This is a genomic window from Arthrobacter sp. 05N425, assembly GCF_056397125.1.
Genome location: NZ_JBFTMU010000002.1, coordinates 247,593 through 259,904 on the forward strand (window position 1 = coordinate 247,593; position 12,312 = coordinate 259,904).

The 12,312-nt window shown below is 68.7% G+C and carries 14 protein-coding genes; 9 read left to right on the top strand and 5 right to left on the bottom strand.

Annotated features, from left to right (window positions below; genetic code table 11):
• The first annotated feature begins 10 nt into the window (after positions 1-10).
• The gene (gene manD / locus AC1DGE_RS04420; RefSeq protein ID WP_346957868.1) at positions 11-1,240 is read left to right on the top strand and encodes a D-mannonate dehydratase ManD; all 1,230 of its coding nucleotides are present in this window, start codon (positions 11-13) and stop codon (positions 1,238-1,240) included.
• A gap of 128 nt (positions 1,241-1,368) precedes the next feature.
• Here manD and AC1DGE_RS04425 read toward each other — a convergent pair whose 3' ends face one another.
• On the bottom strand, positions 1,369-1,578 hold the full coding sequence (locus tag AC1DGE_RS04425; RefSeq protein ID WP_346957867.1) for a hypothetical protein: 210 nt from the start codon (positions 1,576-1,578) through the stop codon (positions 1,369-1,371).
• 116 nt (positions 1,579-1,694) lie between these two features.
• The gene (locus AC1DGE_RS04430; protein ID WP_441416772.1) at positions 1,695-2,792 is read right to left on the bottom strand and encodes a DNA alkylation repair protein; all 1,098 of its coding nucleotides are present in this window, start codon (positions 2,790-2,792) and stop codon (positions 1,695-1,697) included.
• 123 nt (positions 2,793-2,915) lie between these two features.
• Here AC1DGE_RS04430 and AC1DGE_RS04435 point away from each other — a divergent pair, with 123 nt between their 5' ends.
• Entirely contained in the window at positions 2,916-3,695 is a 780-nt protein-coding gene (locus AC1DGE_RS04435; protein WP_441416773.1) for a phosphatase PAP2 family protein, read from the top strand.
• 29 nt (positions 3,696-3,724) lie between these two features.
• Here the strand turns inward: AC1DGE_RS04435 and AC1DGE_RS04440 are convergent, their stop codons facing one another.
• Positions 3,725-4,012, bottom strand: coding sequence for a MerR family transcriptional regulator (locus AC1DGE_RS04440; RefSeq protein ID WP_441416774.1), 288 nt, complete (start codon positions 4,010-4,012; stop codon positions 3,725-3,727).
• A 149-nt stretch (positions 4,013-4,161) separates the two neighbouring features.
• Here AC1DGE_RS04440 and AC1DGE_RS04445 point away from each other — a divergent pair, with 149 nt between their 5' ends.
• The 4 genes from AC1DGE_RS04445 to AC1DGE_RS04460 all read left to right on the top strand — a co-directional run bounded on the left by AC1DGE_RS04445 (position 4,162) and on the right by AC1DGE_RS04460 (position 7,291).
• A complete protein-coding gene (locus AC1DGE_RS04445; RefSeq protein WP_441417825.1) occupies positions 4,162-4,587 on the top strand; it encodes an Hsp20/alpha crystallin family protein in 426 nt (141 codons plus the stop codon).
• Positions 4,588-4,707: 120 nt separating this feature from the next.
• A complete protein-coding gene (locus tag AC1DGE_RS04450) occupies positions 4,708-5,127 on the top strand; it encodes a DnaJ domain-containing protein (RefSeq protein ID WP_441416775.1) in 420 nt (139 codons plus the stop codon).
• A gap of 93 nt (positions 5,128-5,220) precedes the next feature.
• A complete protein-coding gene (locus AC1DGE_RS04455) occupies positions 5,221-5,610 on the top strand; it encodes a hypothetical protein (RefSeq protein ID WP_441416776.1) in 390 nt (129 codons plus the stop codon).
• A 127-nt stretch (positions 5,611-5,737) separates the two neighbouring features.
• Positions 5,738-7,291 (top strand): glycoside hydrolase family 1 protein, encoded by a 1,554-nt coding sequence (locus tag AC1DGE_RS04460; protein ID WP_476916979.1) that lies wholly within the window; start codon positions 5,738-5,740, stop codon positions 7,289-7,291.
• Here the strand turns inward: AC1DGE_RS04460 and AC1DGE_RS04465 are convergent.
• The gene (locus AC1DGE_RS04465; RefSeq protein ID WP_441416778.1) at positions 7,288-8,370 is read right to left on the bottom strand and encodes an App1 family protein; all 1,083 of its coding nucleotides are present in this window, start codon (positions 8,368-8,370) and stop codon (positions 7,288-7,290) included. The two genes, AC1DGE_RS04460 and AC1DGE_RS04465, sit on opposite strands and share 4 nt — an antisense overlap.
• A 49-nt stretch (positions 8,371-8,419) precedes the next feature.
• On the bottom strand, positions 8,420-9,184 hold the full coding sequence (locus AC1DGE_RS04470) for a DUF72 domain-containing protein (RefSeq protein WP_441416779.1): 765 nt from the start codon (positions 9,182-9,184) through the stop codon (positions 8,420-8,422).
• Positions 9,185-9,354: 170 nt separating this feature from the next.
• Between AC1DGE_RS04470 and AC1DGE_RS04475 the strand changes: the two genes are divergently transcribed.
• The 3 genes from AC1DGE_RS04475 (at position 9,355) to AC1DGE_RS04485 (ending at position 12,268) form a co-directional block, all read left to right on the top strand.
• Complete coding sequence (locus AC1DGE_RS04475; protein WP_476891985.1) at positions 9,355-11,118, top strand: glycoside hydrolase family 15 protein; 1,764 nt, start codon at positions 9,355-9,357, stop codon at positions 11,116-11,118.
• Positions 11,119-11,262: 144 nt separating this feature from the next.
• Positions 11,263-11,565: a YegP family protein gene (locus AC1DGE_RS04480; protein WP_441416781.1), complete on the top strand. Its 303-nt coding sequence runs from the start codon at positions 11,263-11,265 to the stop codon at positions 11,563-11,565.
• A complete protein-coding gene (locus AC1DGE_RS04485; protein WP_441416782.1) occupies positions 11,552-12,268 on the top strand; it encodes an HAD family hydrolase in 717 nt (238 codons plus the stop codon). Before AC1DGE_RS04480 ends, AC1DGE_RS04485 begins: the two co-directional genes overlap by 14 nt.
• Positions 12,269-12,312: the final 44 nt, after the last annotated feature.

A 12,312-nucleotide genomic window follows, 5' to 3' on the forward strand; every position in this document is an offset into this window, starting at 1 on the left:
TGGACCAGCCGTGAAAATCATTGCCGCCGAAGTCTTTGTGACCAGCCCCTCCCGCAACTTCGTCACGTTGCGGATCACCACCGAGGACGGTGTCACCGGTATCGGCGACGCCACCCTCAACGGCCGTGAGCTGGCCGTCGCCGCGTACCTGAAGGAGCATGTTGCGCAGCTGCTGATCGGCAAGGACCCGCACCGGATCGAGGACACCTGGCAGTTCCTCTACCGGTCCTCGTACTGGCGCCGCGGCCCCGTCACAATGGCCGCGATCGCCGCCGTCGACATGGCGCTCTGGGACATCAAGGGCAAGCTGGCCGGCATGCCCGTCTACCAGCTGCTGGGCGGGGCGTCCCGGAACGGCCTGCGCGCGTACGGCCACGCCTCCGGCTCGGACCTGGAATCGCTGTTCGACTCGGTCCGCGAACACCTGGAGCTGGGCTACAAGTCGATCCGGATCCAGACCGCCGTGCCCGGCATCAAGGCCGTGTACGGGGTCGCGGCGCAGGCACAGGCCTCGGGGGAGCGGTACGACTACGAACCCGCCGGGCGCGGTGCGTTCCCGCAGGAGGAGGACTGGGACACCCGCGCCTACCTGCGGCACCTGCCGACGGTGTTCGAGGCGGTCCGGAACGAGTTCGGACCGGAAATCCCGCTGCTGCACGACGGGCACCACCGGATGACGCCGATCCAGGCCGCGAAGCTGGGCAAGGCGCTGGAACCCTACGACCTGTTCTGGCTGGAGGACTGCACCCCGGCGGAAAACCAGGAGGCGCTGCGCCTGGTCCGGCAGCACACCACCACGCCGCTGGCCATCGGTGAAATCTTCAACACCGTGTACGACTACCAGACCATCATCAAGGAACAGCTGATCGACTACGTCCGGGCCGCCTCCACGCACTTCGGCGGTATCTCGCCGCTGAAGAAAGTCATGGACTTCGCCGCGCAGTACCAGATCAAGTCCGGCTTCCACGGCCCCACGGACATCTCCCCGGTCGGGTTCGCCGCGCAGCTGCACGTGGGCCTGGCCATCCACAACTACGGGATCCAGGAATACATGCAGCACTCGGATGCAACCAACGAGGTCTTCGAGCAGTCCATGACCTTCGTTGACGGCTACCTGCACCCGGGGGAGACCCCCGGCATCGGCGTCGAGTTCAACGAGGAGGCCGCCGCGGCCTACCCGTACCAGCAGGCCTACCTGCCCTACAACCGCCTCGTCGACGGCACCGTCCATGACTGGTGATTGGCCACGGCTGGTGAACCGCCGCTGAAGCCAAAAAGGTCCCGGGCGGCGATTCGCAGCTCAGCCGCCCGGGACCTGGTCTGGTTAGCGGCCGGGGCGCGTCGTCCCCGGGCCGCCGCGCCCGCGGCCTAGCGGACGACTTCCCGTGTCATCCCGAAGGGGACCTGGTCCGAAAGTGCGGCCGTGTAGTGCCCCGGCTTGTGCCGGGTCAGCAGGATGCCGTGGGTGCCGGTGAGCATGGCGAGCCGCTGCAGCCCCTGGACGGCGTCGTTGAGCCGGTCGTCCAGGAGTTGGCGATTGTCGACCTGGATCTCGATGCATTCGCTTGCTGTCGTCATCGCACTGTCTTTCCGGGAGGTGGTCGCCGCGGGGCCAACGGCTGAAGCGAGGATAACGTCTGATTTAAATGTGAGTCAAATCACCACGCGGGCACGCCGCCGTCCGTTTCCGGAGCCTAGGTCAGCACCGTGAAACCGGCCCCCGGATAGCGCACCCCGTTGACCTGCGGCTGCAGCGCGTGGTCGCCGGGGTGGTGGACCCGGGTGGTCATCTGGCGGAAGGCGTGGCGCTTCGAAAATGTCCTGGATTCACCCGGCCCGAGGACGGCCGTGCCGAGCTTGAACACTTTGTCCGCGAGGACGCCGTTGGCTTTGGCGTAGTGCACCACGTAGTCGACGGCGATGCGGGCCTCCGCCGGGCCGGTGTTGGCGACGTCGAAATCGAAGCCCAGGTCTCCCGGCAGTTCCACGACGGTGCGGTCGAGTCGGGGAGGCGTCACGGCGAGCGACGCCGGCGCGAAGCCGAGCAACTCCAGCGCGCCGGGGTGGGCCTTCTTGACCAGGGTCCGCAGGCCGTGGCGGACCACCCTGGCGGTGTTCGCGTCCGGCTCCGCCAGCCAGCGCGCTGCGGCGGCGACCACTTCGTCGGGGGCATGCCGGGCCAGGTCGTTCAGGTGGTTGGCCACCGACCGCCGGACATCCTCGACCGGGTCGCGGTACAGGGCGTCCAGGATCGGGAGGGTTGCCGCCGGCCGGGCCGTGAGTCCGGGAACACGGATTGCCCACGGCAGGTACGCCCGGGTGCCCTCGCTGGCGAGCCGTCGGACCTGCCAGTCGGGGTGGCTGGTCCAGCGCTGGATGACCGTCAGGGCCCGGTCGAGGTCCGCATCCAGGAGCCGCCGGATGGCGAATTCACCCGTGAGCCGCGGAGTCAGCTCGGCGAGCAGCGACAAGCAGTCCTCGAAATCGGCGGGGCCCCTCCGGGCAAGGGCGAGGGTGGCGGCCGCCTCGCTGACCGGCCAGATCATCCAGCCGGTGAAGTCCGGGTCCTTCAGCGCCTGGCGGAAGACCGCCGCCGCAGCGGTGTAGTCGGCGGGCAGATCGGTGAGCAGGGCGCTGCTGAGCAGGTCGGTGCGTTCGCGCAGGCCCAGCCCGTCCAGCTGCCCGGCCGTGCCGGCCAGTTGCGGGAAGCGGCGGCCGGGGGAAGCAGCGGCAAGGATCCGTCCCAGCGAGCCGACCACCCCGGGGTTGATCAGTTCGTTCATGACACCCATGGGTTCAGGCTACCGGCGGGAACGGCGCGGGACCGGCTGCCGGTCCGACGCGCCCGCGGCGCGGGAACCGGGATATTCTTCACGTTGGGAATGTCCACACACGGCGCAGAGGCGGATACGGCAATGGCAGAGCAGAAAACCGGGCAATCCGGCTGGTGGCGGGTCTTCCATGACAAGTTTGTGGTGGAGGAGCGCTACATGAGCGTGGATGCGCGGCGGAATCTGTACCGGATCGCCGTCGGGCTTATGGTCGTCGGCGTCGTGGCGTTCATTGCCATCCTGGTTAGCGTGCTGCAGCACGGCGGTATCACCGCCGTTGACGAGCCGGTGCGCTCCGGGCTCGTGGCCCTGCGCGGGGAGCCGGCCACGACCATCATGATCATCCTGGCCATTGTCTTCGGACCCATCGGCCTGCCGATCATCATCCTGGTGTTCACGGTGGCGTGGGGGCTGCTGGCCAAGCACGCCTGGCGGCCGATGGTGCTGGCCGGTGGCATGCTGACCGGGGTCATCCTGGCCCAGATCATCGGCCGGTCGGTCGGCCGGCAGCGCCCGCCGGTGGACCTTATGCTCTTCGGGGCTGACTCCACGTTCTCGTTCCCGTCAGGCCACGTCTTGGGCGCCTGTGACTTCCTGCTGATCACCACGTTCCTGATCTTTTCCCGCCGCAAGAACCCGAAAGCCGCCGTCGCGGGCTTCGCCGTAGCCGGCATCGGGATCTTCTTCGCCGCGCTCAGCCGGCTGTACCTCGGCTACCACTGGACCACCGATGCCCTTGCCTCGCTGTCCATCTCGTTCGTGATCCTGGGCGCCGTGATCCTGCTGGACACCTGGCGGACCGCCAGGATCCCGGGCGAGCGGATCACCGGTGAACTCTCCAAGCAGGAGACCGGCGCGGAGTAGGCGCCGGCGAAGACGGGGCGCGCTGCCGGTCAGCGCGCCCCGCGTCGTTTAAGCTCCGCACGGAGCTTGGCATTAGCCGTTTCCAGTTCCAGCACCTTGGCGACGCCGGCGAGGTTCAGCCCCTCGTCCAGCAGCTCACTGATCCGCCGCAGCACCACCAGATCCGTCTCGCTGTACTGCCGCGTTCCGCCCGCCGTGCGGTCCGGGGTCAGGAGTCCCCTGCGCTCGTAAAGCCGGATGTTCTGCGGCCCGGTCCCGACCAGCTGAGCCACCACGGAGATCGCGTACACCCCGACGTCCGCTTCACGTTCCGCCATGGCTCACGTCCCTTCGTGTGGTCGAAAAATTTCCTGTTGCATCAGTTTGGCACTGGTGCTATAAAAAATCTATATCCACCACCACAGATAACCGAGTGGGCTGGATAGGCAGGAAGATTCAAGACTCTCGTATGAAGGAGTGGGAAATGATGTTGATGCGTACGGACCCGTTCCGTGAATTGGACCGGCTGACCCAGCAAGTCTTCGGAACGGCGGCGCGGCCCGCCGCCATGCCGATGGACGCGTGGCAGGAGGACGGCGAATTCGTCGTCGCGTTCGATCTTCCCGGCGTCAATGTTGACTCGGTGGATCTCGACATCGAGCGCAACGTCCTGACCGTCAGGGCCGAACGGCGCGACCCGACGCAGCCCAACGTTGAATTGATCGCCTCGGAACGGCCGCGCGGAGTATTCAGCCGCCAGCTGATCCTGGGCGACACGCTGGACACCGACAAGGTCAAGGCGAGCTACGCCGACGGCGTCCTGACGCTCCGGATTCCGGTGTTGGAGCAGGCCAAGCCGCGGAAGATTGAAATCACGCACACGCAGGACAAGATGCAGGAGATCGGGAAGTAACAGCGCCGGCGGCGGACGCTTCGGACCGCTGGCGGTGCGGGGATCCGGCCGGCCGGAACGTGCGGCCGGATCCCCGCCTGATCGGCCCGAGCCCCGTCCGGCCAGCCAGGAGGTGAGCCGATGAACCGCGACCCGCGCGGCTTCTACGCCGCGTTGCACGTCGCGCCGGATGCGTCTCCGGCCGAGATCCAGCGCTCCTTCCGCGCGCTGATGCGCCGCCGCCATCCCGACGTCGAAGCGGCCGCCGGTGCGGCGTCCGGAGGCGGCCCGGATGCCCGGCCCGGCGCCGGGTCTGACGGCGGGGAGGAGGCGCGCCGCATCCTTGAGTCGTTCTCGGTGCTGCGGAATCCTGACGCGCGGGCCGCCTATGACGCCGCCGGTTCCGCGGCCCGGCCGGCCCGCCCGGCCCGCGTGGCAGACACCGGGGGCACCGCCGCCGGCCGCACCGCCGTCGGCCGGGACATTCCGGTGCGGCACCACCGAGGCGGGCAGCCGGTGCTGCGCGTGACCCCGGTGCGGTGGGAGCGGGGGCCGGAGTGACGCGGGAACCAGGGGCGGTGCCGCGTGCCGCACCAGGCAGGAAGCACCAGGCAGGAAGCAGCAGGCAGGAATACAAGAAAATGGAGGATAGCCATGAGCGCATGGCGGCGTTACGATTCGCACCTGATGCCCGCGTTCCACGAGCGGTTCGAGGAGAGGTGGGGCGAAGGAACCGCGCCCTTCCTTGACCCGGAGGCCCACGAACTGCCCCTTCCGCGCGCACAGTGGATCAATGTGGACACCGGCGCCGCGCTGGCGGTGGTGCCCATCTGGGCCGCCGAGGACAGCCAGCACCGCTCCTTCGGGGTGTTCTATCTACCGCCCGCCGGGGACATCTGGGTGCTCCGGCCCGGGTTTACCGGCTACCTTGAGCCCGCGGCGGACGAGGCGGAGCAACTCCTGAGCCTGCGGAATGACGCGTTCAAGAAGGCCGTCGCCCATGCCAAGGAGTTCCTCTTCGGGCCGGAGGAGTCCACCTACTAGGGCGCCGGGCTCAGGGGGCGGAGGCGCCGGACACACCGGCGGAGGTGCCGGCGCCGGTTGTGGCGTGGGCGCCCGCCGGGGCCTAAAATCAATCAACCACCAGCGCAACTGCATAGGGGATCCGCCAATGAATGCTTCCGCCCACGATCTGGCCGCTCTGCTGCCGGCCGATTTCACCATGGGCGTGGCGACCGCCGCCTTCCAGATCGAGGGGGCGCTGGACGAGGACGGGCGCGGACCTTCGGGATGGGATGTCTTTGCGGCTACCCCGGGCTCGATCGTCAATGATCACAGCCCCGCCATGGCCTGCGACCATTACCACCGGATGCCCGAAGATGTGGCGCTGATGAAGGAGCTGGGGATCGATTCCTACCGGTTCTCGCTGTCCTGGCCCCGCATCCAGCCCGGCGGCAGCGGTCCGGTGAATCCCAAGGGCCTGGACTTCTATGACCGCCTGATCGACCTGCTGCTGGCCAACGGGATCTCGCCGATGGCCAYCCTGTACCACTGGGACACGCCGCTGGAGCTGGACGAGGCCGGCGGCTGGATGAACCGGGACACCGCCTACCGGCTGGGGGAATTCGCCGCCATCGCCGCCGCGGCCTACGGGGACCGGGTGGCCCGCTGGGTGACCATCAACGAACCGGCCACGGTGAGTGCCAACGGCTACATGCTGGGCGTGCACTCCCCGGGCGAAGCGCACATGCTCAAGGCGCTGCCGAGCGTCCACCACCAGCTGCTGGGCCACGGGCTCGCGATGCAGGCGCTGCGGGCGGCGAAGGTGCCCGGTGAAATCGGCCTCACCAATGTCTATTCACCGATGGTCCCGGCCTCGGCCAACCCGCTGGACAAGGTCAGCGCCGGGCTGATGGACATGGCCCAGAACCGCCTGTACGCGGACCCGGTGCTGCTGGGCAAGTATCCGGACGCCATCAGGGCCGCCACTTTCTTCTCCTCCTTCAGCCCGTCCAGCGAGGACATGGAACTGATTTCGCAGCCGCTGGACTTCTACGGGCTGAACTACTACATGCCCACCCGGGTGGCGGCCGGACCCGGCGAGGGCACCGTGCCCCAGGGCATGGCCGAGGCCATGGGCAATGACCTCAACGGCGGCGGGTCCGGAACCCCGTTCCACATCGAGAGCTTCCCGGACACCGAGATCACCGCCTACGGCTGGCCGATCAAGCCCGACTACATGGCCGTGGCGCTCGCGGAAATGGCCGAACGCTACCCGGAACTGCCGCCGGTCTACATCACCGAGGGCGGCGCAAGTTTCGAGGATCTGGAGATCCACGACGCCGAAGGCCGCCTCATCGTCCCGGATGAGCGCCGCGTGCGGTACCTTGCCGAGCACATCGGGGCGGCCATCGAGGCGACCTCACCCGGCGGCTCCGCAGAGTCGATCGAGCTGCGCGGCTACTACGTGTGGTCGCTGCTGGACAACTTTGAATGGTCCGCCGGCTACAAGCAGCAGTTCGGCCTGCTGCACGTGGACCGTGACACCATGATCCGCACGCCGAAGGCCTCCTACTACTGGATCCGGGAGCTCATGGCGGCCCGGAAGAGGGACGCCGGGGCAGCTGCGATGGTCGCGGGCGACGGCGGCACGGCGGACAGCGCCACCGCCGACGTCGAAACCCCCGAAGCAGGAACCGCGGCCGAAGCCCCGGCGGCCGGCTAGAGGATCTCCAGCTCCTGCAGGCGCTTGGCCATGCCGGCGCCGTCGGGCGAGTAGACCCACGGGACGCTGGAGCCCGTGTGGTCGCCGGTCTCGGAATGTCCGCCCGCCAGCACGGCCTCGCCGGTGGAGAGCTGGCGGATGCCGATCGCGGCGACCCGGTCTCCGTGCTCCCGGGCGAACTGCGAATAGATGGCCTCGTCGTGCTGGCCGTTGTCGCCGAAGAGGAGCCAGCGCATGTTGGGGAACTCCTTGGCCAGCAGTTCCAGGTTCCGGCGCTTGTGTTCCTGGCCGCTGCGGAACCAGCGGTCGTGGGTGAGGCCCCAGTCGGTCAGCAGCAGGGTTCCGGAGGGGTACATGTTGCGCGTGATGAAGCGGGCCAGCGTCGGGGCGGCGTTCCAAGGGCCGGTGGACAGGTAGATCACCGGCGCCTCGGGGTGTTCCACCAGCAGCCGGTCCATCAGGACGGCCATGCCCGGGGTCGCCATCCGGGCCCGTTCGTTGAGCACAAAGGTGTTCCACAGGGCCAGGAACGGCCGGGGGAGTGCCGTGACCATGATCGTGTCGTCAATGTCCGAGACGATGCCAAGGGTGGTGTCCGGGGAGATGACATAGATCATCGCCTCCGCAGGCTCGGTCCCTTCGGCCCGCAGCACGGCGCGGTGCCAGCCGGGCGTAAGTGAAACCGGGACCACGGTGTCCACGATGCCACCGCGGTCGGCATGCACCCGGGTGGTGATGCCGCCGATCTCGATCTCCACCTCAATGAACTGGATCGGGACAGACGTAAACGCGCGCCAGCCGCGGACATTCTGGTTGCCGTTCTGCGCCGCCTGCTCCGCCCGGCTGCCGGGTGTGGGCTTGCTCGTGAGCAGGACGCGGCCCAGTACCCGGACCCACTCGGTGGAGCCGTAGCCCTGGTAGGCGATGGTTTGCGGGCTGAACTTCCAGCGCCTGGCTGCCTTCAGGCGGAGGTGGTTGACCGAGTCCGAGACCCAGTGGGCCAGCCGGAAGGCCTGGCTGCCCGAGACTTTCCTGTCCGGCTGCGGTTGCTGCGCTGGTTCCTGCGAGGCCAATTCCATAACTCCACTCTCCCACAGCGGCGCGTCCTGCCGGCGATTGGTCCGCCGGTCAGGCGTCGCCCAGCAGTTCACGCAGCCTGGTGGCGTTGCGCACGGCGTTGCCGCCGCCGTCGTTGTTGAAATAGGCGTAGACGTCCTTGCCCGACGCCAGCCACTCGCGGGTCCGTTCCGCCCACCAGCCAAGTTCCTGGTCGGAGTAGGAGCCGGCGTAGAGGTGGTCCCGGTCGGGCCCGTGCAGCCGGACGTAGACGAACCCGGCGGTAGCACGCAGGATGCACGGCAGCTGCGCGCCGCTCATGACGCAGTAGGCAGCGCCGTGCCGTTCGAGCAGCTCATAGACCGCCGGGTGGTCCCAGCTGGGGTGGCGGAACTCCACGCTCACGCGGATCCACTCCGGCAGGGCGGCCAGGAAGTAGCCCAGACGGGCGTCGTCGCGCGCGAAATCCGGCGGCAGCTGGACCAGCAGCACGGCCCGCTTGTCACCGAGTTCGTGCCAGCAGCGGGTGATCCGCTCCGCCCAGACCTCCGGGCCGTAGAGTTTCTTGCCGTGGGTCAGGCCCCGCGGCGCCTTGACGGACATGGTGAAGCCCTCCGGCAGGCGGCGCTGCCACCCGGCGAAGGAGCTCTCCCGCGGCCAGCGGTAGAAACTCGCATTCAGCTCCACCGTGGTGAAGCGCGATGCGTAATGGGCCAGCCGGTCCCGTGCCGGCAGCCCGGGCGGATAGAGCACGTTCTCCCAGTGGTCGTAGCTCCAGCCGCTGGTTCCGATGTGCGCCACGCCGTGGCGGTGTACCCCGTAGTCCTGTTCCGGCATGTTGGGATCCTAGTGCCGGCAGGCCGCCCGTCCCAGCCCCCACGCAGCGGAACCCGTTGCCCCGCGCAGCGACATCCGGTGCCCGCGCAGCGACATCCGCCCCGCAATCCGCCCCGCAATCTGCCACGTCGTCCTCGGCCGCCAGCACGGCGTGTGGCACTGTAAGACCCATGGCACGTATCGAGGATTACGCAATGGTCGGCGATCTGCACACCGCCGCATTGATCAGCACGGAAGGCTCCATCGACTGGCTGTGCCTGCCCCGCTTCGACTCGCCGGCCTGCTTCAACGCCCTGCTGGACAGCCCCAAGGCCGGCCGCTGGCTGCTCGCGCCCGCGTCCGGCGGCGAATGCACCCGGCGGCACTACCGCAAGAACACCCTCATCCTGGAAACCGAATGGGAAACCGATGAGGGCAAGGTCAAGGTGATCGACTTCATGTCGCCCCGCGACGGCGCGGCGGACATCGTGCGGATCGTGGTGGGGATCCGCGGCACGGTACGGATGCGCGGCGAGCTGGCCCTGCGCTTCGACTACGGCCACATCGTCCCCTGGGTGCGCCGCGACGAGCACGGGATCCACGCCGTGGCCGGCCCCGACGCCGCATACCTGGTCACCGAGGCCCCGCTCCGGGGCGAGCACATGCAGACCGCCAGCGACTTCACCGTCAAGGCAGGCCAGCGCATTCCCTTCGTGCTGACCTGGGCACCCAGCCACCTCGGCCGCCCGCGCAAGGTGGATCCGGAAGGCGTGCTTGAAGCCACCGAATCGTTCTGGCAACAGTGGTCGGCCAAGTGCCGGGTCACCGGCCCGTACCGCGATGCCGTGCTGCGCTCGCTGATCACCCTCAAGGCCCTGACCTTCGCCCCGACCGGCGGCATCGTGGCAGCCGTGACCACGTCGCTGCCGGAGGAGCTCGGCGGGGAACGCAACTGGGACTACCGCTACTGCTGGCTGCGGGACGCGACCCTGACGCTGCAGGCCCTGCTCGCCTCGGGCTACTCGGAGGAGGCCGCCGCGTGGCGTAACTGGCTGCTGCGCGCGGTGGCGGGGGATCCGGCCGATCTGCAGATCATGTACGGCCTGCACGGCGAGCGAAGGCTGCCGGAAATGACGCTGGACTGGCTGGCCGGCTATGAGGGGTCGGCGCCGGTGCGGATCGGCAATGCCGCAGCCGGGCAACTGCAGCTGGACGTCTGGGGCGAGGTCCTGGACTGCCTGGCCCTGACCCGGAGTTCACTGCTGCACGACGGCGATGACTCCTGGGACGTCCAGGTGGCGCTGATGGAGCATCTGGAGACCGCCTGGACCCGGCCGGACAACGGTCTCTGGGAGATGCGCGGACCGCGCCGGCATTTCACCCACTCCAAGGTGATGGCCTGGGTGGCGGCGGACCGCATGGTCAAGGGCGTCCGGGATTCCGGCCTCCCCGGCCCGGCGGATCGCTGGGAAGCGCTCCGCGACACGATCCACGCCGACGTGATGGCCAACGGTTTCGACGCCGAACGCAACACCTTCGTCCAGTCCTACGGCCGGCCCGAACTGGACGCCAGCCTGCTGCTGATCCCGCGCGTGGGGTTCCTGGCTCCGGATGATCCGCGGGTGGTCGGCACCATCGAGGCGGTGCAGCGGGAGCTCACCCATGACGGCTTTGTGCTGCGCTACCGGCAGGAACAGAGCGACGACGGCGTGCCGGGCGGCGAAGGCGTCTTCCTCGCGTGTTCGTTCTGGCTGGTGGAGGCGCTGCTGGGTGCGGGCCGGCGCCGCGAGGCAAGGGAGCTGTTCGAACGGCTGCTGGCGCTGCGCAACGACGTCGGGCTGCTGAGCGAGGAATGGGACGTTCAGGAGGCGCGCCAACTGGGGAACACCCCGCAGGCCTTCAGCCACTTCGCACTGGTGCGCAGCGCACTCGAACTGCAGGCCGACGGCCACTGACGGCATGCTCCAACGGTGCCCTGGCACCGGCTGACGGCGGCGAAATCCGCCGGACCGGGACCGGCCGCCGGACTTTCTTCCAGAGCTTAGATAAGTATACTTACTAATATCCCCGCACGGGGTGCAGGATTGAAGGAGTATGCAATGGCTGGATATTTCGAGCTCGTGGATGCGCCCGACGGCGGCTACCGGATTCGGATGATGGACGCTGCCGGCGGCCTGATGGCCGTCTCGGTCACGTTCCCCACCAAACGCGCGGCCGTGGCGGGGATTGCCCAGGCGCGGGAGATCGCCGGAACCGGCCTGATCCGTGACCGCAGCGGCGACGGCCAGTCCGCAGTGATGGCCTCGCTGGCGAAGCGGCGGACCGGCGGCGGCACTGGACGCGGCTCCTCGCTCTCCGGCGGCACCCTGGCGGCCACGAAGCGCACCCGTGCCCACCACTGACCCGTCGTCGGCCGGGCAGCACCAGGCCGCAGTCCTCTTCGACGTCGACGGAACCTTGGTCGACTCCTCCTACATCCACACGCTCGCGTGGTGGCAGGCCTTCCGGCAGGCCGGCTACGACGTGCCGATGGCCAGCATCCACCGCTCGGTGGGAATGGGCGGGGACAGGATCCTTGACCGCCTGCTGCCGGAAGACCGCGACACGTTCGGCGACGCCGACATCATGACCTCCCACGCCGCGGTGTTCTCCACCTTCTGGCCCTCGCTCCGGCGGCTCGACGGCGCCCGGGACCTGCTGGCGCAATGCTTCGACGCCGGCCTCGCCGTCGCCCTCGCGTCCTCGGCAAGGGACCGCGACCTGGAGATTCTCCGCACCACCATCGACGCCGACGCCTACATCCACGCCGCCACCAGCTCGGCTGACGCGAAGGAAAGCAAGCCCGCGCCGGACATCCTCGTCGCGGCGCTCAAGGCCGTCGGCGTCCCCGCCGGCAACGCCGTATACGTGGGGGACGCCGTCTGGGATATTTACGCTGCCGGGAAGCTGGACATCCCGGCGATCGGGCTCACCTGCGGGGGCACCAGCGAAGCCGAACTCCGCGAAGCCGGCGCCGTGGAGGTCTATGAAAGCCCGCGCGCGCTGCTGGACAACCTCGCCGGCAGTGCCATCGGCAAGCTGGCCGCGCGCGTCCGCGGCAGCTGAACCACCGGCCCTGCCGGGCTGCGCTCCGACTCTTCCTTCCAAAT